Source organism: Serratia sp. LS-1, from assembly GCF_003719595.1.
In the GTDB taxonomy this organism is placed as follows: Bacteria; Pseudomonadota; Gammaproteobacteria; order Enterobacterales; family Enterobacteriaceae; genus Serratia; species Serratia ureilytica.
Genome location: NZ_CP033504.1, coordinates 2964791 through 2985371 on the forward strand (window position 1 = coordinate 2964791; position 20581 = coordinate 2985371).

The 20581-nt window shown below is 61.0% G+C and carries 19 protein-coding genes; 5 read left to right on the forward strand and 14 right to left on the reverse strand.

All coding sequences use genetic code 11. The features are described 5' to 3' along the window. Positions 1-185: 185 nt before the first annotated feature. On the forward strand, positions 186-1433 hold the full coding sequence (gene pepT, locus EDY99_RS14210; RefSeq protein WP_042785118.1) for a peptidase T: 1248 nt from the start codon (positions 186-188) through the stop codon (positions 1431-1433). Here the strand turns inward: pepT and EDY99_RS14215 are convergent. Continuing rightward, positions 1430-2542, reverse strand: coding sequence for an SLC13 family permease (locus EDY99_RS14215; protein WP_033643905.1), 1113 nt, complete (start codon positions 2540-2542; stop codon positions 1430-1432). The two genes, pepT and EDY99_RS14215, sit on opposite strands and share 4 nt — an antisense overlap. Before the next feature lie 152 nt (positions 2543-2694). Here EDY99_RS14215 and apbE point away from each other — a divergent pair, with 152 nt between their 5' ends. Further along, complete coding sequence (gene apbE, locus EDY99_RS14220) at positions 2695-3726, forward strand: FAD:protein FMN transferase ApbE (RefSeq protein WP_042785119.1); 1032 nt, start codon at positions 2695-2697, stop codon at positions 3724-3726. A 51-nt stretch (positions 3727-3777) separates the two neighbouring features. Here the strand turns inward: apbE and EDY99_RS14225 are convergent, their stop codons facing one another. After that, a complete protein-coding gene (locus EDY99_RS14225; RefSeq protein ID WP_004936201.1) occupies positions 3778-3999 on the reverse strand; it encodes a hypothetical protein in 222 nt (73 codons plus the stop codon). 212 nt (positions 4000-4211) lie between these two features. After that, positions 4212-5432, reverse strand: a complete 1221-nt coding sequence (gene fabB / locus EDY99_RS14230; RefSeq protein WP_016926857.1) for a beta-ketoacyl-ACP synthase I — start codon at positions 5430-5432, stop codon at positions 4212-4214. 170 nt (positions 5433-5602) lie between these two features. Here fabB and mnmC point away from each other — a divergent pair, with 170 nt between their 5' ends. After that, positions 5603-7624 (forward strand): bifunctional tRNA (5-methylaminomethyl-2-thiouridine)(34)-methyltransferase MnmD/FAD-dependent 5-carboxymethylaminomethyl-2-thiouridine(34) oxidoreductase MnmC, encoded by a 2022-nt coding sequence (gene mnmC, locus EDY99_RS14235; protein ID WP_123062180.1) that lies wholly within the window; start codon positions 5603-5605, stop codon positions 7622-7624. Positions 7625-7664: 40 nt separating this feature from the next. Here mnmC and EDY99_RS14240 read toward each other — a convergent pair whose 3' ends face one another. The 6 genes from EDY99_RS14240 to prmB all read right to left on the reverse strand — a co-directional run bounded on the left by EDY99_RS14240 (position 7665) and on the right by prmB (position 12343). Then, positions 7665-7946, reverse strand: coding sequence for a YfcL family protein (locus EDY99_RS14240; RefSeq protein WP_016926855.1), 282 nt, complete (start codon positions 7944-7946; stop codon positions 7665-7667). Between the two features lie 32 nt (positions 7947-7978). Further along, a complete protein-coding gene (locus EDY99_RS14245; RefSeq protein WP_033643908.1) occupies positions 7979-8536 on the reverse strand; it encodes an elongation factor P hydroxylase in 558 nt (185 codons plus the stop codon). A gap of 80 nt (positions 8537-8616) precedes the next feature. Beyond that, on the reverse strand, positions 8617-9423 hold the full coding sequence (locus EDY99_RS14250) for a sulfite exporter TauE/SafE family protein (protein WP_025303718.1): 807 nt from the start codon (positions 9421-9423) through the stop codon (positions 8617-8619). Between the two features lie 3 nt (positions 9424-9426). Beyond that, positions 9427-10254: a penicillin-insensitive murein endopeptidase gene (gene mepA, locus EDY99_RS14255; RefSeq protein ID WP_069100405.1), complete on the reverse strand. Its 828-nt coding sequence runs from the start codon at positions 10252-10254 to the stop codon at positions 9427-9429. A 5-nt stretch (positions 10255-10259) separates the two neighbouring features. After that, the gene (aroC, locus tag EDY99_RS14260; RefSeq protein WP_033643909.1) at positions 10260-11345 is read right to left on the reverse strand and encodes a chorismate synthase; all 1086 of its coding nucleotides are present in this window, start codon (positions 11343-11345) and stop codon (positions 10260-10262) included. 65 nt (positions 11346-11410) lie between these two features. Continuing rightward, on the reverse strand, positions 11411-12343 hold the full coding sequence (prmB, locus tag EDY99_RS14265; protein ID WP_025160157.1) for a 50S ribosomal protein L3 N(5)-glutamine methyltransferase: 933 nt from the start codon (positions 12341-12343) through the stop codon (positions 11411-11413). A gap of 170 nt (positions 12344-12513) precedes the next feature. On the opposite strand from prmB, the gene smrB reads away from it, so the two are divergent. Further along, positions 12514-13044: an endonuclease SmrB gene (gene smrB / locus EDY99_RS14270; RefSeq protein ID WP_025303720.1), complete on the forward strand. Its 531-nt coding sequence runs from the start codon at positions 12514-12516 to the stop codon at positions 13042-13044. Positions 13045-13113: 69 nt separating this feature from the next. Here smrB and sixA read toward each other — a convergent pair whose 3' ends face one another. The 4 genes from sixA to EDY99_RS14290 all read right to left on the reverse strand — a co-directional run bounded on the left by sixA (position 13114) and on the right by EDY99_RS14290 (position 17953). After that, positions 13114-13596: a phosphohistidine phosphatase SixA gene (sixA, locus tag EDY99_RS14275; RefSeq protein WP_004936230.1), complete on the reverse strand. Its 483-nt coding sequence runs from the start codon at positions 13594-13596 to the stop codon at positions 13114-13116. Between the two features lie 389 nt (positions 13597-13985). Continuing rightward, the gene (fadJ, locus tag EDY99_RS14280; RefSeq protein ID WP_123061862.1) at positions 13986-16151 is read right to left on the reverse strand and encodes a fatty acid oxidation complex subunit alpha FadJ; all 2166 of its coding nucleotides are present in this window, start codon (positions 16149-16151) and stop codon (positions 13986-13988) included. Continuing rightward, the gene (gene fadI / locus EDY99_RS14285; protein ID WP_123061863.1) at positions 16151-17461 is read right to left on the reverse strand and encodes an acetyl-CoA C-acyltransferase FadI; all 1311 of its coding nucleotides are present in this window, start codon (positions 17459-17461) and stop codon (positions 16151-16153) included. Before fadI ends, fadJ begins: the two co-directional genes overlap by 1 nt. A gap of 195 nt (positions 17462-17656) precedes the next feature. Next, entirely contained in the window at positions 17657-17953 is a 297-nt protein-coding gene (locus EDY99_RS14290) for a YfcZ/YiiS family protein (RefSeq protein ID WP_072145088.1), read from the reverse strand. Positions 17954-18358: 405 nt separating this feature from the next. Between EDY99_RS14290 and fadL the strand changes: the two genes are divergently transcribed. Beyond that, positions 18359-19699: a long-chain fatty acid transporter FadL gene (fadL, locus tag EDY99_RS14295; RefSeq protein WP_042785124.1), complete on the forward strand. Its 1341-nt coding sequence runs from the start codon at positions 18359-18361 to the stop codon at positions 19697-19699. A 117-nt stretch (positions 19700-19816) separates the two neighbouring features. Here fadL and mlaA read toward each other — a convergent pair whose 3' ends face one another. After that, entirely contained in the window at positions 19817-20575 is a 759-nt protein-coding gene (mlaA, locus tag EDY99_RS14300; protein WP_033643913.1) for a phospholipid-binding lipoprotein MlaA, read from the reverse strand. Between the last annotated feature and the right edge of the window lie 6 nt (positions 20576-20581).

The following is a 20581-nucleotide window of genomic DNA, read 5'->3' on the forward strand; positions in this document are numbered from 1 at the left end:
CGGGCGCTTCCCGGCCCACAGCTAACACCGATTTTGCCGCAGAAACCTGCGACTATTTCCTAGTTGCACCGCTATTTTTCGTTTCTGCGCGATGCTTCGCATTCTGGCGGTTTACGCATTGCGCCGTTGGACAATCGGCTGATTTCGTTTTAAAACCGGTAGATTGCCAACCGCGAGGAGTTCCGATGACCAGCCCGATTGCCGAACAGCTTACCGAACGTTTCTTCCGCTACCTGGCGGTCACCAGCCAGAGCGACGCCGCCGCAACCGCCCTGCCCAGCACGCCGGGGCAGCATGAGATGGCGCAACTGTTGGCGGACGAGCTGCGCCGGCTCGGCCTGGCCGACGTTCAAATCGACGAGCACGCCACCGTGACCGCCCGCAAGCCCGGCACCCAACCCGGCGCGCCGCGCATCGGCTTCATCACGCATATCGACACCGTGGACGTCGGCCTGTCGCCCGAGATTCGCCCGCAGCGCCTGCGCTTCACCGGCGAGGATTTATGCCTGAACGCCGAGCAGGACATCTGGCTGCGTACCGCCGAGCATCCGGAGATCCTGCCCTACCGGAACGAAGAGATCCTGTTCAGCGACGGCACCAGCGTGCTGGGCGCCGACAATAAGGCGGCAGTCACCGTGGTGATGACGCTGCTGGCCAACCTGACCGCGGCCGATCGCCACGGCGATATCGTGGTGGCGTTCGTGCCGGACGAAGAAATCGGCCTGCGCGGCGCCAAGGCGCTGGATCTGCAGCGTTTCCCCGTCGATTTCGCCTACACCATCGACTGCTGCGAACTGGGTGAAGTGGTGTACGAGAATTTCAACGCGGCGGCGGCGGAGATCCGCATCGAGGGGGTGACCGCCCACCCGATGTCGGCGAAAAACGTATTAATCAACCCGATACGCATCGCCAACGACATCATTAACCGATTCGATGTGCAGGATACTCCGGAGCACACCGAAGGGCGCGAGGGCTATTTCTGGTTCACCGATCTGGCCGCCAACGCCAATCAGGCGACGCTGAAGGTGTCGATTCGCGACTTCGATCGCGCGGCGTTCGAGGCACGCAAAGCCCGCCTTGAGGAGACCGTGCGCCAGGTGGCGGCCAACTATCCGCGGGCCAACGTCAGCTGCAGCGTTAGCGACATCTACAGCAACATCAGCAACGCCATCGGCGAGGACCGACGCGCCATCGATCTGATCTTCGGCGCCCTCGCCGCCCACGGCATCCCGCCGAAGGTGATCCCGATGCGCGGCGGCACCGACGGCGCGGCGCTCTCCAGCCGTGGCATCCTGACGCCCAACTACTTCACCGGCGCGCATAACTTCCACTCGCGCTTCGAGTTTTTACCCGTCAGCGCCTTCGTGAAATCCTATCAGGTGACCCGCAGCATTTGCCTGCTGGCCGCGCGACAAAGCGGCCAACCGGCTTAGCTCATCACCCAGCCGAGCAACGCGGCCCATACCAACAGCGGCAGCGAATAATAGTGGAAGCGCAACCAGATCTTGCGCTCCCCCGCCATGCGCAGCGCAATCAGGTTGGCGAGCGATCCGATCGCCAACCCGAAGCCGCCGGCGTTGACCGCATAGGCCAACTGAGCGCTCGAGGGCACATAGTTGAGCAACAGTATGGTGGCCGGCACGTTGCTGACGATCTGCGACAGCCCGACGCCCAACGCATACACGCTCCCCTCGCTCAGCCCGGCGATGGCGGCGAACGCCGGCTGAAGCGGCGGCAAACGGGTAAACAGGCCGACATCGATGAACATGGCGGCGAACACGAAAATCAGACTCCAGTCGATCTGCAACAGCACTCGGCGCGCCAGCAGCAAGAAACCGGCGAACACCGCCAGCAGCCCGTACAACGGCAGATCGAAATCGAGACACAGCAGGAAAACCGCATACAGCCCTACACAGCTCAGCAACAACGGCCGCTGGTAGGGATACCCCTCGGTATTCGGCGTTTTCACGATGTCGCGCGCCGGGAAGCTGAACCAGGTCAGCGCCAGCAGGCTCAACATCATTGCGGCGCCAAACGGCGCCATCTGGCCGATGAAACCGAGGAAAGAGAGGCCGGAGCGGCTCCACAGCAGGATATTTTGCGGGTTGCCGATCGGCGTCAGCAACGAACCGGCGTTCACCGCCAGCGCCTGGAAGATGATCAAGCGGCCAACCGGCAGCGCCGACAGCTTTTTTAGCGTGATGGTGAGCGGAATGACGATAAACAGCGCCACATCGTTGGTCAGAAACGACGACAGCAGCGCGGCGGAAAACACCAGGAACAGCGCCAGCCGCCGTTCGCTGTGCAAGCGGTTGATAATCTTGCGGCCGACAAAATCGAAGTAGCCGCTGACCTCCACCCCTTTGGTCAGCAGCATCAGCCCCAACAGGGTGATGAGGGTACGGCCGTCGATGAAACCACCCAGCGCCGACAGCGGTTGCGGATGAAAAGCGAACATCGCCACGCCGGCCAGCAGCAATGCATGCAAGAAGCGATCTTTGACAAAGGGGTGGATAAGCCGAGAAATGGCGGTTGAACTCATAGCGGCAGTGTGAACCTCACCGAAAAGAATGGGCAGACGTTAGCTCAGACGCGGCTTCAGCGCCAGCAAAATGCTATTTTACCTTTATCCGCTTTTCATTTGCCGCGCTTTACTTTATTTGTAGCGGCTTTCACGGTTTCAAAGGACATGTTATGGCTTCCCTGCTCGCCAAAGGGGCGTTGCTCAGCGCCTTATGCGCCCTGCTCGTCGCCTGCGACGATTCCGCCTCTCGCCCGCAAATCGATATCGACGGCAAGACCATGGGCACCTTCTACAGCGTTAAGGTCAGCGGTGACGTCGCGATCGGCAAACAAGAGCTGCAGCGGCAGATCGACACGGTGCTCGAACGGGCCAACGACGATATCTCTACCTACCGCGCCGATTCGGTGCTGTCGCGGTTTAACCGCAGCGCCAGCCTCGAGCCGCAGCCTATCCCGCGCGGCATGGCGGACATCGTATTGATGGCACAACGCATCGGCCGCGATACCGGCGGCGCCATGGACATCACCGTCGGCCCACTGGTGAACCTGTGGGGGTTCGGCCCAGACAAGCATCCGGTCAAGGTGCCGGAACAGGCGCAGATCGACGCGGCGAAGCAGAACATCGGCCTGCAGCACCTGAAGCTGATCAGCGACAATCGCGGGGAGTGGCTGCAAAAAGATCTGCCGGGCATGTATGTCGATCTCTCGACGCTGGGCGAAGGCTATGGTGCCGATGAGCTGGTGCGCCTGATGAACCGTCACGGCATTACCAACTACCTGGTGTCGGTAGGCGGCGCGGTCTCTTCACGCGGCGTCAACGGCCAGGGCAAACCCTGGCGGGTGGCGATCCAAAAGCCGACCGATCGTGAAAATGCGGTGCAGGCGCTGGTGGATCTGCACGGTTACGGCATCAGCACCGCCGGCAGCTACCGCAACTACTTCGAACAAAACGGCCAGCGTTACTCCCATGTCATCGATCCGACCACCGGCAGGCCGATAAACCACCGACTGGTTTCTGCCACGGTGATCGCCCCGACCGCACTCGAGGCCGACGGCTGGGATACCGGCTTGATGGTGCTGGGCCCGGAGAAAGCGTTGCAGCTCGCAGAAGAGAAAGGGCTGGCGGTCTACCTGATCAGCAAAACCGACGACGGTTTCAGCGCCGTGATGACGCCGCAGTTCAAAGCATTTTTAGTGCAGTGAGATAAAAAAGCCCGGCGCGCAATGGCCGGGCTTATTCCTGTTCCGCGCCGATCACTTGGTCAGCGCGATGATACCGAGGGTCAGACCGGCAACCGCCGCCGCACCGCCGGCGATCGCGCCCGCGGTTTCCCAGTTATCCTGAGTGGTGCCCTTCATACAGGTGTTGGTGTGCACCAGACGCCCCTGGTCATCGTAGACCGGCACGCAGGGAGAATCGGTGGCGCATCCGGCCAACACGGCCGACAGTAACCCAACCGCAATTAACTTTTTCATACTTCTTGCCTCAATGTTCGATCACTTTAGAAAGCTACGCCGAGCGATAATCACGCTACCTGGCTATTGTATGCCCAACGCGTGTAATGGCGAGGTAATGATGTGTCAGGGGATGTGATTTGGGAAAACTCCGAGCGCCCGGCCGGTGGGCTTCGGGCAGTAAAAAGCCCGCGAAAACGCGGGCTTTTTGGCGGAATGACGCGCCGGCGGGATTATTTCGCCAGTTTGCGCATCACCAGCGTGGCGTTGGTACCGCCGAAGCCGAAGCTGTTGGACATCACGGTGGTCAGCTCGCGCTGGGTCGGCTGAGTCACGATGTTCATGCCGGCCGCCTGTTCATCCAGGGTTTCGATGTTGATGCTCGGTGCGATAAAGCCGTGCTCCAGCATCAGCAGGCTGTAGATCGCTTCCTGCACGCCCGCGGCGCCCAGCGAGTGGCCGGTCATCGCCTTGGTGGAGGAGATGGCCGGGGTATTGTCGCCGAACACTTCACGAATGGCGCCCAGCTCTTTCACGTCACCTACCGGCGTAGAGGTGCCGTGCACGTTGATGTAATCGATCGGCGCATCCAGATCCTGCATCGCCATCTTCATGCAGCGCACTGCGCCTTCACCCGAAGGGGCAACCATGTCGGCGCCGTCGGAAGTCGCGCCGTAGCCGACGATTTCCGCATAGATGTGCGCGCCGCGCGCCAGCGCGTGCTCCAGCTCTTCAACCACCACCATGCCGCCGCCGCCGGCGATGACGAAACCGTCACGATCGGCGTCATAGGTGCGGGACGCTTTTTCCGGCGTGTCGTTGTATTTGGTGGACAACGCGCCCATCGCATCGAACTCGCAGGCCATTTCCCAGCACAGCTCTTCGCCGCCGCCGGCGAATACGATGTCCTGTTTGCCCAGTTGGATTTGCTCAACCGCGTTGCCGATGCAGTGCGCGGAGGTCGCGCAAGCGGAGCTGATGGAGTAGTTCACGCCGTGGATTTTGAACGGCGTTGCCAGGCAGGCGGAAACGCCGGAAGCCATGGCCTTGGTCACCACGTACGGGCCAACCGCTTTCAGGCCGCGCGGGCTGCGCATCGCATCGGCGCCGAACACCTGGAAGCGCGGAGAACCGCCGCCGGAACCGGCGATCAGGCCCACGCGCGGGTTGTTTTGATACTCTTCTTCCTTCAGGCCGGAAGACGCGATCGCTTCTTGCATCGCCAGGAAGGCATAAATGGAAGCGTCGCTCATGAAACGCACCGCCTTGCGGTCGATCAGGCCGGTAGTGTCGAGCTTAACTTGCCCCCATACGTGACTACGCATGCCGGAATCTTTCAGCTCCTGGGAGAAAGTGATCCCAGAACGTCCTTCCTGCAGGCTTGCCAGGACCTCCTGCTGGTTATTACCAATGCTGGAGACAACTCCCAGGCCAGTAATCACTGCACGTTTCATTCAATACCTCTTCCACTATTTACCTACGGGATTTTGCATCGCACTTTAGCGTACAGATGTAAGCCGAACAAGTCCGATCAGCGTTTTTCAGCTTTATTGTTGTCCAGTTTGCGCCGGGGCGCCAGCGCCGTTAGAATTCGCGGCATCCCTTGAATTTCGAGCCATTGACCGTGAACCACGCCCCCATCCAAACCGCAACGCTAACCTGGAACGAACAGGGTACACCTGTTTCGAAACAGTTTGATGACGTCTATTTTTCCAATCAGGATGGGCTGGAAGAAACCCGCTACGTCTTCCTGCACGGCAATCGGCTGCCGCAACGTTTCGCCGCCCATCCGCGTTCGCTGTTTGTCGTGGCGGAAACCGGGTTCGGCACCGGGCTCAATTTCCTCACGCTGTGGCAGGCCTTCGCCGGCTTCCGTCAAGCCGAGCCGGACGCGACGCTGCAGCGCCTGCACTTTATCAGCTTCGAAAAATTCCCCCTGCAGCAGGCTGACCTGGCGGCGGCGCATGCACGCTGGCCGGAGTTGGCGCCTTATGCCGACGAGCTGCGCGCCCAGTGGCCGCTGCCGTTGCCGGGTTGCCATCGCCTGCTGTTAGCCGAAGGCCGCATTACGCTCGATCTGTGGTTCGGCGACGTCAACGATCTGCTGCCGCAGTTTGACGCCAGCATGAATAACCAGGTGGATGCCTGGTTCCTCGACGGTTTCGCGCCGGCAAAAAACCCCGACATGTGGACCGATCAACTGTTCGCCGCCATGGCGCGCTTCGCCCGGCCGGGAGGCAGCTTCGCCACCTTTACCGCCGCCGGCTTCGTGCGCCGCGGCTTGCAACAGGCCGGTTTTCAGGTCAACCGCTGCAAAGGCTTCGGCCAAAAGCGTGAGATGCTCGCCGGCGAGCTCCCGGCCGATGCGCAGCCCGCCACACATCCGGCGCCCTGGTATCGACGCCCGGCGGCGGACAACACCGCCGACATCGCCCTGATCGGCGGCGGCGTCGCCAGCGCGCTCACCGCGCTGGCCTTGCTGCGCCGCGGCGCCACCGTCACGCTGTACTGCGCCGATGAGCAGGCGGCCGAGGGCGCATCCGGCAACCGCCAGGGCGCGATTTATCCTTTGCTGAACGGCAGCGGCGACGCGCTGGAGAGCTTTTTCAGCGCCGCGTTTCCCTTCGCCCGCCGCCAGTACGATGCCCTGTTGCAACAAGGCGTCGCCTTTGATCACCAGTGGTGCGGCGTCAGCCAGTTGGCCTATGACGAAAAGAGCGGCGCCAAGATCGCCAATATGCTGAAAACCGACTGGCCGCAGGCCTTGGCGATGGCGGCCGACCGCGAGACGCTCAGCGAACGGTGCGGCGTCGATACCGGCTTTGGCGGCATCACCTACCCGCTAGGCGGCTGGCTCTGCCCGGCCGAGCTGACGCGCGGCGCTATCGCGCTGGCGCAGCGTCAGGGCTTGGTCTGCCACTACCGGCACGATGCACAGAGGCTGACGCAGGAAGAAAACGGCTGGCGCATCGATTTCGCCAACGGCGACAGCCGATGCCATGCGACGGTGATCCTGGCCAACGGCCATCGGTTGGCCGAACTGGCGCCGACGGAAGCCCTGCCGCTGTATTCGGTACGCGGGCAGGTGTCGCATATCCCAAGCTCGCCGGCCCTCGGTCAATTGAAACAGGTATTGTGTTACGACGGCTACCTGACGCCGGTTAATGCCAACAACGGCCACCACTGCATTGGCGCCAGCTACCAGCGCGGCGACATCGCCACCGACTACCGCGAGCAGGAGCAACAGGAGAACCGCGAGCGCCTGCTGCGCTGTCTACCGGAGCAGTCCTGGCCGCAGCAGGTGGACGTCAGCGCTCATCAGGCGCGCTGCGGCGTGCGCAGCGCCACCCGCGATCATTTGCCGATGGTCGGCGCGCTGCCGGACTATCAGGCCACGCTGGCACAGTATCAGGATTTGCAGCGGCAGAACCAGCGCGGCGAAACCGTCGCCGATGCGCCGGTCTATCCCGGTCTGTTCGCTATCGGCGGGTTAGGCTCGCGCGGCTTGTGCTCGGCGCCGTTGGCGGCGGAAATTTTGGCGGCGCAGCTGTTCGGCGAACCGTTGCCGGGTGATGCGCGCCTGCTGGCGGCGTTGAATCCGAATCGGATGTGGGTGCGGAAATTGCTGAAAGGACGTGCGGTTTAATCAACCTTGAGGGGCGCGGCGACGCGCCCCGGCATGACGATCAGGCGGCAGGGGTTGCAGCCTGATAGAGGTTTTCCCACATGCCGCGCACCAGGATCTGATCCGGCGGCGAGAGTTCCCCGGCGGCGATCGCTTTGTGCAGGCTCTCCTCCACCCGCGCTTTCAGCGCTTCGGCGGTGTGTTCGCCCTGCTCTTCCGCCTCGGCCACCGCCAGCGTCAGATGACCGCGCAGGTAGCCACCGGCAAACAGTTCATCATCGCTGGCGTGCTCTACCATGTCATCAATCAGCGCCAAAATGCGCGCTTCAAATTCTGCGATCATCAAATTTCCTCATTAAATAACGGGCTGTGGCGTCAGTTGAGATCTTCCGGATACGGAAAGTGCTCGGCCGCCAACGGTGGCGTATTGTAGAACGATTGCAACGCCTGAATAAAGCGCGCAGGCCTTGTGGGTATTCCCTGCTCCAGCAGCGCCAATACCCGGGCGCGCACCTTGCGTTGGAACGCGATGCGATCCGGTTCGCAATCGCCGTTCAGGTTGTCGCAGCTGACGTTGAACGGGAAACCGGCCGCCACGCAGAACATCCATTCCAGCGCCTGCGGTTTGATCTCCACCGCTTCGAATTCACTCTGGGTTTGCGCGTCGCGCCCGTCCGGGCAATACCAGTAACCGAAGTCCACCAGTTGACGGCGCGCTTCACCGGCGATGCACCAGTGCGAGATTTCATGCAGGCCGCTGGCGTAGAAGCCGTGGGCGAACACGATGCGGTGATACGGCAATTCGTCGTCGGCCGGCAGGTAGATAGGTTCGTCGTCGCCCTTCACCAGGCGGGTGTTGTAGTCATCGCTGAAGCACTGATTGAAGATCTCGATCAGCTGTTCATAGCGATGACGGGTCTGCGTGTCTGACATAAAAACTCTATAACCACAAAAATAAAGAGGCCATTATACCCGATAAGACAGGGCGCGTAAGCAACGCCCCCTCTTCATCTTTAACCGTGCACCAAGGCGGTCAACCACTGCTGAATTTCCGCGCCGTGATTGTCGTACAGCAGCTTGAGGCTCATCACCAGCGAGACGATCACGATCATCGGCCGAATCAGCTTCTGCCCGCGGGTCAGCACCATGTGCGCCCCCAGACGCGCCCCCAGCACCTGCCCCACCAGCATCACCAGACCGATGCTCCACACCACCTTGCCGCCGATGATGAACAGCGCCAACCCGCCGACGTTGGAGGTGAAGTTCAGCACCTTGGCATGCGCCGTGGACTTGGCGAGGTTAAAACCGCACAGCGTCACATAGGCCAGCGCGTAGAATGAGCCGGCGCCGGGGCCGAAGAAACCGTCGTAAAACCCGACGCAACCGCCGGCTACCAGCCCGAACGGCAAGGCGCCGAGGCGGCGTTGACGATCTTCCTCACCCAGTCGCGGCATCAACAAGAAATAGAGACCAATGCCGATCACCAGCAGCGGCAACATCTGACGCAGCAAATCGGCGCGCATGTGCTGCACCAGAATCGCACCGGCGATCGAGCCGATCAGCGTCAGAAAAATCGTCAGCTTCTGGTCGTTGAGGTTCACCGCTCGCCGACGAATGAAGTACAGACTGGCGGAGAAAGAGCCGCCGACCGACTGCAGCTTATTGGTCGCCAGCGCCTGCGCCGGAGGAACCCCCACTGCCAGCAAGGCCGGCACCGTCAGTAATCCGCCGCCGCCGGCGATGGAGTCGATAAACCCCGCCAGCAGCGCTACCGCAAACAACACCCCGAGCATCTCGGGGCCAATGACGAACCAGTCCATGTGTTATTCCGCTGAGAAATGGTGATCCAGCAATGCCTGACAGGTAGGCGGTAACGGCGGCGGCACGGGTTTGCCCGGCTTCGCGTTCGGCTGATGCGGTACGAACCAACTCGCCAGTTCGGCGCCGCAGCCATCGCCCGGCGGCGGCGTATCCTGCTCCTGGCACTCCAGGCTGCCGGCCGGACAACGCAGACGCACGTGCATGTGCGCACGGTGGCCGAACCACGGCCGCACCTTGTGCAGCCAGGCGCGATCGGCGCCGGCGTCCAGGCACAGACGCTGCTTGATCGCCGGGTTGACGAAGATGCGCGTCACGTCCGCATCCTGCGCCGCCAGTTTGATCAGCGACTCAATCTGCGGTTGCCATTGGCTCGCCACCACCTGTTTGCCGTCGCCCGACACCAGGTCGATCGGCTGCGGCTTGAGCAATTGCTGCGCGCTCCAACGTTGGCGCGGCAGCTGCAGCCAGATGTCGACGTCGAGCCCAGACTGGTGGCTGGCGTGGCCGCTGCTGAAGCGCCCGCCGGCCGGCATCGCCATGTCGCCGATCAGCACCGTGCCCAGCGCTTTCTGGTTCGCTTTGCTGCTGAGACGCTGTATGAACGCCAGCAGATCCGGATGGCCGAAATAGCGGCGCTGGTCGGTACGCATCACCTGATAGTCCGGTGAACTCAGCGGCAACGGCTGCGCGCCGATGATGCAGCCGTTGGCGAAACCGCCCACCGCCTGCGGCGCGCCGGCCACCGGATGGTCGATTTTCTGCCACGGCGTCAGCGCCATGGCGGAAGCGGAGGCCGTCAGGGCCACCAGGCCCAACATCCAGTTTTTCATGGCGATTACCAGCGAGGCACGTCGGAAACCACATCACCGTTTTGCGCACGCTGGCGCAGCAGGTGATCCATCAACACGATCGCCATCATCGCTTCGGCGATCGGTACGGCGCGGATGCCCACGCACGGATCGTGGCGACCGCGGGTCACCATTTCCACCGCTTCCCCGTGGCGATTGATGGTGCGGCCCGGCACCATGATGCTGGAGGTTGGCTTCAGCGCCAGATGCGCGATCACCGGTTGGCCGCTGCTGATGCCGCCGAGAATGCCGCCAGCATGGTTGCTTTGGAAGCCTTCCGGGGTGATTTCATCGCGGTTTTCGCTGCCGCGTTTGGTCACCACGGCGAATCCGTCGCCGATCTCCACGCCTTTCACCGCGTTGATGCTCATCAGCGCGTGCGCCAGATCGGCATCGAGGCGGTCAAACACCGGCTCGCCCAGGCCAACCGGCACGTTTTCCGCAATCACGCTGACCTTGGCGCCGATGGAGTCACCCTCTTTTTTCAGCGCGCGCATCAGTTCGTCCAGCGCTTCCAGCTTGTCCGGATCCGGGCAGAAGAACGGGTTCTGTTCGACCTGATCCCAGTCTTTCAGCTCGCAGGTCACGTCGCCGATCTGCGCCAGATAGCCGCGCACCTGCACGCCGAACTTCTGCTGCAGGTATTTCTTGGCGATAGCGCCCGCCGCGACGCGCATGGCGGTTTCACGCGCCGAAGAGCGGCCGCCGCCGCGATAGTCGCGCAGACCGTATTTCTGTTCGTAGGTGTAGTCGGCATGCCCGGGACGGAACACGTCTTTGATGGCGCTGTAGTCTTGCGAGCGCTGATCGGTGTTTTCAATGATCAGACCGATGCTGGTGCCGGTGGTCACGCCTTCGAATACGCCGGAGAGAATGCGCACCTGATCCGGTTCGCGACGCTGGGTGGTGTAACGCGAGGTGCCCGGACGACGGCGGTCCAGATCGTGTTGCAAATCGGCTTCGGTGAGCGGGATGCCGGGCGGCACGCCGTCGACGATACAACCCAGCGCCACCCCGTGAGATTCACCGAAGGTGGTGACGCGGAAAATCTGCCCAATACTGTTTCCTGCCATCACGGCTCCTTACCGTTAGTCTTTTATCGTTATGAGGCCCGCCATGCGGGCCTTGGAAATGCGGCTTAGCTGCGATAGAGGCTGAAGTGATCCTTGCAATCCACCAGCTGCTGTTTGGTCAGCATGAACACGCCGTCGCCGCCGTTTTCGAATTCCAGCCAGGTGAACGGGATGTCCGGATATTGTTCCATCAGATGTACCATGCTGTTGCCCACTTCACAAATCAGCACGCCGTCGTCGGTCAGGTAGTCCGGCGCGCAGGCCAGGATGCGGCGCACCAGCTTCAGGCCGTCGCTGCCCGCCGCCAGCCCCAGTTCCGGCTCAAAGCGGAACTCCTGCGGCAGATCCGACATGTCTTCCGCATCGACGTACGGCGGGTTGGTGACGATCAGATCGTACTGGATCGCGGGAACGTCGCGGAACAGATCGGAACGGATCGGGATCACCTGGTGCTCGACGCCGTGCGCCTGAATATTGCGCTCGGTCACCGCCAGCACTTCGCTGGAGATGTCCACCGCGTCCACTTCCGCTTCCGGGAAAGCGTAGCCACAGGCGATGGCGATGCAGCCGCTGCCGGTGCACATGTCGAGAATATGGCGCGGCGGGTGCGGGATCAGCGCGCTGAAACGATCGTTGATCAACTCGCCGATCGGCGAGCGCGGCACCAGCACGCGTTCGTCGACGTAGAATTCCATGCCGCAGAACCAGGCCTTGTTGGTCAGGTAGGCGACCGGGATACGCTCGTTGACGCGGCGGATCACGCGCTCAACGATGCGATGGCGCTCGCTGGAAGTCAGACGAGCGGTATGCATGTCCTCCGGAATGTCCAACGGCAGAAACAGGCTTGGCAGCACCAATTGCACCGCTTCGTCCCACGGATTGTCGGTTCCGTGACCATAATAGATATTGGCGGCGTTGAAACGGCTTACCGTCCAGCGCAGCATATCTTGAATGGTGTGCAGTTCGTTCACTGCTTCGTCGACGAAAATTTTGTCCAATTTGCCCTCCGGCAGGCGCTGTGTTTCATGATTTAGCCGCATAGTTTGCCATGAAGCCCGCGACAAATCACGCGCGCCCCTCGCGCTTTTCACTCTGGCCCGAGTTTTGCGTCGACAGCGCTCATTCACAAGGTAAACTAGCGAAATAAACGATTTCCGGTGAATGAAGCATGAAGAACAAGCCCCCTCTGAGCAAAGACGAACAACAGCTCTTCAGAGAGTCGGTGGCAGGCGCAAAAAAGCTGCGCCAGGACACCATCGTCCACCGCCCGCCGAAGCTCAAGGTCAAACAGGTCGCGCCGCAGCGGCTGCTGCAGGAGCAGGTCGATGCCAGCTATTATTTTTCAGATGAATATCAGCCGCAGTTGGAAGAGGAAGGCCCGACGCGCTACGTGCGCCCCGGCAGCAGCCCGTATGAGCTGAAGAAGCTGCGACGCGGCGATTATTCGCCGGAGCTGTTTCTTGATTTGCACGGCCTGACTCAGCTGCAGGCCAAGCAGGAATTGGGGGCGCTGATCGCCGCCTGCAAACGCGAGCATGTACACTGTGCCTGCGTGATGCACGGGCACGGCAAACACATTCTCAAACAGCAAACGCCGCTGTGGCTGGCGCAGCATCCCGACGTGCTGGCGTTCCATCAGGCGCCGAAGGAATGGGGCGGCAACGCCGCCGTCCTGCTGTTGGTGGAGCTGGCAGAATAGCCTCCCGCAGAAACGACTCAGGGCGATGTCAAACATCGCCCTGAGTTTATTCCGCACCGCATCCGCGGCTCACACTTTGGCCATCACCTGCGACGGGCTGACCTGCCATTCAAATTTGCCGTAGCTGCCGTCCGCCGGCAGATCGACGTTGGCGATCGCCGAGGTCGCGAACATCGGCGGGCACTCGCCCGGACACAGTTCCGCCACCAGATACCCCACCAGCGGCAGGTGCGACACGATCAGCACCGAGCTCACCCCTTGCATCGCCAGCGCCTGAAGATAGCTGCCGACTTGTTCGGCGTTCCCGCCCGGCGTCAGTTCGGGCAGCACTTCTTCGCCCTCCGGCAGCGTCAAGGCTTCACGCACCGTCGCCAGCGTCTGTTCGGCCCGCAGATAGGGGCTGACCAGCACGCGTTCAATATCTACAGACTTGGTGTTCAACCAGGCCGCCATCTGACGGGACTCGTCGCGGCCGCACAGGGTAAGGGGCCTTACCGCATCGCTGGCTGCCTCGAGCGCCGCCTCTCCGTGACGCATAATCAAAACTTGCATATTGCACCGCTGTTGTTGACAAAGTAACGCTATACAGAAACGCCGTGCGTGCTGTACCGCCGAGTTTTACAACCCCAAAGCCAAAGCTTTAAAACGATAACGCGCCGTCTCTTTATGGCGGCCGGGCATTTTGCCTGAAAGTTTGCGTAAAGAAAACGCTGTTTTTTACAGCAATCCTCCCCGGGCAAACCTCGATTGCTCATAGAACAATCAATTCAACGGGTTAAATTTTAACCTTTTCGCCATGAAAATTATTGATGGCGCTCAAGCTAACTTACCGCTGCCGCAGCCTTGCTGTACAGCCTCACGGGCTGACGCTGTCGCAAGGAGTGATGGCGATCACAACGCGGCCCTGTTGCAACTATAGTGCAAATCGGGCCGCCCTGCGTTCAACTCCCCAGCGGGTAAAAACGTTCGCCCTGCTGCGCCATGCGCTGCAGGCGCTCGCACGGCGCGAAGTGCTCGCCGTGCTGCTGACGCAGGTAGTCCAGCGTCTTCACCACTTTCTCGGCGCCGAGTTCATCCATATAGCGGAACGGGCCGCCAAGGAACGGCGGGAAACCGATGCCGAATACCGCACCGATGTCGCCGTCGCGCGCGCTGCGGATCACGCCTTCATCCAGACAGCGCGCCGCTTCGTTCAGCATCATCATCACGCAGCGCTGGGCAATGGTCGCCGGCAGCATGTGCGCCTTCGGCGTGACGCCGAGCAACGTATACAATGAGGTATCCGCGCGCTTACGCCGCTGACGCTGCTGCCCCTCGCTCGGGTAAAGATAGAAGCCACGGCCGTTCTTGCGCCCTTTGCGCCCGTCCTTCAGCACCGCATCGAACGCGGCAGGCGCGGCGAAGCGCGGCCCCAGCGCCTCGACCAGCACCGGAATGATCTTGGTGCCGACGTCGATGCCCACTTCGTCCAACAGGGTGATGGGGCCGACCGGGAAGCCGAAGTCCACCAGCGCTTTGTCCAGCGATTCAATGGGCTCGCCTTCCAGCAGGCAGCGCGCCGCTTCGTTGATGTACGGCGCCAGGATGCGGTTGACATAAAAACCGGCGCTGTCGCCCACCACGATGGCGGTCTTGCCCTGCTTGTGCGCCAGCGCCACGGTGGTCGCGATAGTCTCTTCGCTTGTGCCAGCGTGCGGGATCACTTCCACCAGCGGCATTTTGTCCACCGGGCTGAAGTAGTGCAGACCGATCACCTGCTGCGGCCGCTGGGCCTGTTCGGCGATTTGACCGATAGGCAGCGAGGAAGTATTGGAGGCGAACACGGTATGCGGCGCGCAGTTCGCTTCGACCTCGGCCACCATCTTCTGCTTCAGCGCCAGATCCTCAAACACCGCCTCGACCACGATATCCACCTGCTCGAAGCCGGTGTAATCGGTAGAGCCGGAGATCAGCATCATCTGTTTTTGCCGTTCCGCCGGGCGCATGCGCTTGCTGCGCACCCGCTTGCCGAGCACGTCCCAACTGTATTTCAGCGCATGATTGATGCCGGTTTCATTGATGTCTTTGATGCGAACCGGCAAACCGCCGCGTGTGGCGGTGACGCAGGCGATGCCGCCACCCATCAGGCCGCCGCCGAGAATGCCGACGCGATGCAAGGCGCGCGGCTGAGCATCGCCGCCCCGCTCTTTTTTCAGCGCGGTGGAAGCGAAGAACAGGCTGCGCAGCGCCGCCGATTGCGGCGTCATCGCCAGCTCGCCAAAGGCGCGCGCTTCGGCTTCATAGCCGCTGGCGCTGCCGTGATCCAGCCCGGAGCGCACCACCTGAATGATGCGCTCCGCCGCCGGGTAGTTGCCGTGCGTTTTCGCCAACGTTTTCTTGCGCACGATGCTGAACAGCAGATTTCTGCCCAGCGGGCCGTTGAGCAGACGATCCTGCCACGGCAGCTCGCGCTGATGCTTCCAGCCCTGTTTCACCCGCTCGATGGCGGTCTGCAGCAAAATCGATTGCGGCACGGCGTCGTCCACCAGTCCCATGCGCAGCGCCTGGCGGGCGCGAATGTGCTTGCCGGTCAGGATCATGTCCAGCGCCTTGGCGGCGCCTATCAGGCGCGGCAGGCGCTGAGTGCCGCCGGAGCCCGGCAGCAGGCCCAGCTGCACTTCCGGCAGACCGAGCGCGGTTTTGTCATCCAGCGAACAGACGCGGCCGTGGCAGGCCAGCGCCAATTCCAGCCCGCCGCCCAGGCAGGCGCCGTGGATGGCTGCCACCACCGGCACCGGGAAGGCGGCGATCTGCGCCAGGGTGCTCTGCCCTTTCTTGGCCAGCGTTTCCGCCTCTTTGGCGCTGGTGCAGGCGGCGATCATGGTGATATCGGCGCCGGCGATAAACGAGTCCGGCTTGCCGGAAACGATCACCAGCCCTTCCAGCGCAGTATGCTGCTGCGCGCGGATCAGCACGTCGTTAACCTGTTCGACGAACTCGGCTTTGAGCGTATTGACCTTGTCGCCCGGCACGTCGATGGTGATCACCCCGATGTTGTCGGGGCGGATCGTCAGTTGAAAGGCCGACGGTTTGGCGCGCTGCTCGTGCAATGCGTTTTCGACGCTCATCATTCCACCTCCACGATCATCGCGGCCCCTAACCCGCCGGCGGCGCAGGCGGTGGTCAGGCCCAGCCCGCCGCCACGGCGTTTCAGCTCACGCAGCGTCTGGGTAATCATGCGCGCGCCGGTGGCGGCGAACGGGTGACCATAGGCGATAGAACCGCCCAATACGTTGAATTTGTCCATGTCCACTTCGCCGATTGCCTGGCTGCGGCCAAGCTTCTCGCGGGCGAACGCTTCGCTGGCGAACATCTTCAGGTTGGCCAGCGTTTGCGCGGCGAAGGCTTCATGCATGTCGATGAGCGTCAGATCGGCCAGGCCGATGCCGGCGCGATCCAGCGCCAGCGGCGTGGCGTAGGAGGGCCCCAGCAGCATGTCTTCCCACACGTCGATGGCGGCAAAGGCGAAACTGCGCAGATAGCCGAGCGGCTGCAGCCCCAGCTCTTTGGCGCGCGATTCGCTCATCATCAGTACCGCCGCCGCACCGTCGGTCAACGGCGTGCTGTTGGCCGCAGTGACGCTGCCGTGCTTGCGATCGAACGCCGGTTTCAGCTTGGCGTAGGAAGCCAGGCTGGAGTCTTTGCGGATGTTGTTGTCTTCAGAAAGCTGTGCGCGGTACGGCGGCACGTAGGCGGTCATGACCTCGTCGCGCAGCCACCCCTGCTGCCAGGCCTTGGCCGCCAGCTCGTGGGAACGGTGCGCCAGCGCATCCTGCGTCTCGCGGGTGATGCCGTGGCTCTTCGCCATCTGCTCGGCGGTATCGCCCATGCGCAGCCCGGTGGAATACTCCGCCACCGCCGGTGGCACCGGCATCAGATCGCGGAATTTCAGCCGGCTGAACAGTTTGAGACGCTGCGACAGCGTACGCGCCTTGTTGACGTCCACCAGCGTGCGTGCCAGCGCCTTGCTGACGCCGATCGGCAAGACGGAAGACGAATCCGCCCCGCCGGCGATGCCGACGCTGATGCTGCCGGCCATGATGCTCTCCGCCACGTTAGCGATCGCCTGGAAGCTGGTGGCGCAGGCGCGCGACACGCTGTAGGCGTCAGTATGGACGCTCATGCCGGTGCCAAGCACGATCTCACGCGCGATGTTCGGCGCCTCGGGCATTTGCACCACCTGGCCGAACACCAGCTGTTCGATAAGCTGCGGATCGATACCGCTGCGCGCCAACAGCTCGCTCACCGCCGTTTTCCCTAAATCCACCGCCGGAATGCCGTGATAGGCAGTCGCCTGTTTGGCAAAGGGGGTACGCAGTCCATTCACAATCGCAATGCGGTCACCATGACGGGTCACCAACGGCAGTGCCTTACTCATAAATGCTCCTGAAGAAAATAACGTCAGCGCAATGGGCAGAAAGAGGTCTGACCTGATGAGGTCATTGTTAACCAAACGGTTACATTTGGCAAACCGGCAGAGATCAAAACTGCGAGCAGGCGCACTTTCTATCGGGGCGGCACGGGGAAGGAAATCCCCGGCGCGCAGCAGGCGGCGCCGGGGGTAAAGCGGGGATTAACGCAGGCCGAGCTGGAAGATCAGGGTTTCCGCCTGGCAGGCGAAGGTGAAATCGGCCTCCAACTGCACGCCACCGTCAACCGGTTTAATGCTACTGCTGATGTCACAAGGATCGGATTCGACCGCGCGCGCCTTTTCGCTCAGGGCCGCCAGCATCGCTTCCGCATCTTGTTGATTACTGAACACCTGGCTGTAGGACGCGGTGCAATCGGTGTTATCCATCACGGTGCCGACATCCACGCAGCAACACGCGGCGGTTTCCTGGGCGCTGCATTTATTAATTGCATCTGACATGATTGGTTCTCCTCAAGGGCCTCTGTTATCAGCCCAAATTGCCGTTTTATTCACCGGCGCAAAGCCACGAAATTCTGTGGGTATTTTACGCTCCCAAGCCGGCAATCACTAGCACTTACTTTTACTGGGTGTTTTAAGTGATGGAAATCACAAATAAAAATGAGCGCCTGCTAAGAAATGGTAAGAATTTTGTTATTTACCACTGTCTTTTTGTTAAGCAGATCTCTTTTTTGATATCAGAGTGGAAATATTTCAAAAACAAACTTGCAACATTTTCACAGGTCAGACCTATACTTCAGCCACTGGTCTGATTTGTCTGAACGATAACGGACCCTACAATCCCGCGCTCCTTGTTACTTCGTGTAACAATAGTTTAAATAATAAACACATAATGAGGTTTTGGTCATGAGCCAGAAAAACCTATTGACTAAATCAGCTCTCGCAGCTGCAGTGGCAATTATTTCTTCAAACGTGTCTGCCGCAGGATTCCAGCTGAATGAGTTCTCATCAGCTGGTTTAGGACGTTCGTATTCTGGCGAAGGCGCCATGGCGGATACGGCGGCCTCCGCAAGCCGCAACCCGGCGTTGCTGATGATGTATACCCGCCCGGAACTCTCTTTCGGCGCAGTCTTCATCGATCCGGACGTAGATATTTCCGGTACCTCACCTTCCCGCGCCAGTCTGGATGCGAAAAACATCGCGCCGACCGCCTGGGTGCCGAACCTGCATTATGTTCACCCGATTAACGATCAATTCGCCGTAGGCGGCTCGGTCACCAGCAACTTCGGTTTGGCGACCGAATTCAATAACGGTTACACCGCAGGCGCTTACGGCGGTAAAACCGATCTGGAAACCCTGAACCTGAACCTGAGCGGCGCCTATCGTCTGGACCAACACTTCAGCTTTGGCCTGGGCTTTGACGCCGTCTACGCCAAGGCTAAACTCGAGCGTTACGCCGGTGAATTGCCTAAGCTATTGGCCGCTCAAGGCTTACAAACCGGTAGATTAACGCAGCAGCAAGCCGGAATGATCGCTCAAATCCCTGGCGATACCCAGATTTCTCACCTGAAAGGCGATAAATGGGGCTTCGGCTGGAACGCCGGTATTCTCTACGAAGTGGATGAAAACAACCGTTACGGCTTCACCTATCGCTCTGAAGTGAAAATCAAGTTCGACGGCGATTACAAGAGCAGCCTGCCGGCACAGTACAACCCAATTACCCAGGCGCTGGGCGTTGGTTTACCGTGGGGCACCAGCGGCAGCACCATTCCAGGTTCTCTGGATCTGAACCTGCCGGAAATGTGGGAGCTGTCCGGTTACAACAAAGTGGCGCCGCAGTGGGCCGTTCACTACAGCCTGGCCTACACCAGTTGGAGCCAGTTCCAGGAGCTGAGAGCCACCGGCAACAACGGCCAGACGCTGTTCGAGAAGCATGAAGGCTTCCGCGATGCCTACCGTATCGCATTGGGCACCACCTACTTCTACGACGACAACTGGACCTTCCGTACCGGTATCGCCTTCGATGACAGCCCGGTGCCTGCCCAAAACCGTTCGATTTCCATTCCCGATCAGGATCGTTTCTGGCTGAGTGCCGGTACTACCTATGCGTTCAACAAAGACGCCTCGGTTGACGTCGGCGTGTCCTACATGCACGGCCAGAAAGTCACCATCAATGAAGGTCCTTACACCTTCAACTCGGTGGGTAAAGCCTGGCTGTACGGCGCCAACTTCAACTACCGCTTCTAATCTCGCTTGAGATGGATGCCAAAGCGCCCCGCGGGGCGCTTTTTCTTTGCCTGTCGCTCGCAGCGGGCGTAAAAAAACCCGCCAGACGGCGGGTTTTCATGGGCATAAAGCCGGCGGTTACTGCGAGTCGATCTCGTCCAGATCGCCCTGAATCGCCTTGGCGTTCGGGTTCTCTTCCGGCTTGAGCGAACCGCCGTTGGCGATGAAGTCGTGGCGCTGGAAGTAAGCTTCGCGCACCATGACATAAGGATCGGAGGAGTTGCGCAGCAGGCCGTCGGAATCCAGCAGTTGAGCGCGAGTTTCGATACCCTCGACCACCCATTTGCCCGCCGACATCCAGAAAGTCAGGTAGCTCAGCATCGGATACAGCGTATCCGCAAAGTCGCCGCCGTCTTCACGCAGGGTAAAGCTGCCGTAGCCCGGCAGCATCACGTACGGACCGTAGCCCACATCGTAATGCCCCAACGTGCTGCCGAAACGGTTCGGCTCTTCGCGCGCCAGTTTCGGGTTGGCCATGCCGGCCACGTCGATCAGGCCGCCCATCCCGAGCAGGGTGTTCAGGAAGAAACGGTTGAAGTGGATCATCCCGCGGTAAGGATCCCCCTTCAGGAAGGCGTTGACCATGCTGGCCGGCTCTTCCAGGTTGGAGGTGAAGTTGCTGATGCCGTTACGCGCCGGCATCGGCACGTAGTCACGCCAGGCCACCGCGACCGGACGCAGGATATAAGGATCCAGGACGTTGTAGTTGAAGTCGAACATCGTCCGGTTAAATCCTTCCAGAGGATCGGAACGCCCTTGCGGCTCATTGTCTGGCGCGCTGGCACAGCCCACCAGTAATGCCGCTGCGAATGCCACCCCAGTCAGGCGAAAGTTCATATTTTT

What these genes read in the sequence shown, in the direction of transcription:
- sixA (WP_004936230.1), bottom strand. Translation starts at nt 13,596, where the DNA reads ATGCAAGTTTTGATTATGCGTCACGGAGAGGCGGCGCTCGAGGCAGCC.
- EDY99_RS14250 (WP_025303718.1), bottom strand. Translation starts at nt 9,423, where the DNA reads ATGGACTGGTTCGTCATTGGCCCCGAGATGCTCGGGGTGTTGTTTGCG.
- aroC (WP_033643909.1), bottom strand. Translation starts at nt 11,345, where the DNA reads ATGGCAGGAAACAGTATTGGGCAGATTTTCCGCGTCACCACCTTCGGT.
- mlaA (WP_033643913.1), bottom strand. Translation starts at nt 20,575, where the DNA reads ATGAACTTTCGCCTGACTGGGGTGGCATTCGCAGCGGCATTACTGGTG.
- smrB (WP_025303720.1), top strand. Translation starts at nt 12,514, where the DNA reads ATGAAGAACAAGCCCCCTCTGAGCAAAGACGAACAACAGCTCTTCAGA.
- fadJ (WP_123061862.1), bottom strand. Translation starts at nt 16,151, where the DNA reads ATGAGCGTCGAAAACGCATTGCACGAGCAGCGCGCCAAACCGTCGGCC.
- apbE (WP_042785119.1), top strand. Translation starts at nt 2,695, where the DNA reads ATGGCTTCCCTGCTCGCCAAAGGGGCGTTGCTCAGCGCCTTATGCGCC.
- mepA (WP_069100405.1), bottom strand. Translation starts at nt 10,254, where the DNA reads ATGAAAAACTGGATGTTGGGCCTGGTGGCCCTGACGGCCTCCGCTTCC.
- EDY99_RS14240 (WP_016926855.1), bottom strand. Translation starts at nt 7,946, where the DNA reads ATGATCGCAGAATTTGAAGCGCGCATTTTGGCGCTGATTGATGACATG.
- EDY99_RS14215 (WP_033643905.1), bottom strand. Translation starts at nt 2,542, where the DNA reads ATGAGTTCAACCGCCATTTCTCGGCTTATCCACCCCTTTGTCAAAGAT.
- EDY99_RS14225 (WP_004936201.1), bottom strand. Translation starts at nt 3,999, where the DNA reads ATGAAAAAGTTAATTGCGGTTGGGTTACTGTCGGCCGTGTTGGCCGGA.
- fadI (WP_123061863.1), bottom strand. Translation starts at nt 17,461, where the DNA reads ATGAGTAAGGCACTGCCGTTGGTGACCCGTCATGGTGACCGCATTGCG.
- EDY99_RS14290 (WP_072145088.1), bottom strand. Translation starts at nt 17,953, where the DNA reads ATGTCAGATGCAATTAATAAATGCAGCGCCCAGGAAACCGCCGCGTGT.
- EDY99_RS14245 (WP_033643908.1), bottom strand. Translation starts at nt 8,536, where the DNA reads ATGTCAGACACGCAGACCCGTCATCGCTATGAACAGCTGATCGAGATC.
- pepT (WP_042785118.1), top strand. Translation starts at nt 186, where the DNA reads ATGACCAGCCCGATTGCCGAACAGCTTACCGAACGTTTCTTCCGCTAC.
- fabB (WP_016926857.1), bottom strand. Translation starts at nt 5,432, where the DNA reads ATGAAACGTGCAGTGATTACTGGCCTGGGAGTTGTCTCCAGCATTGGT.
- fadL (WP_042785124.1), top strand. Translation starts at nt 18,359, where the DNA reads ATGAGCCAGAAAAACCTATTGACTAAATCAGCTCTCGCAGCTGCAGTG.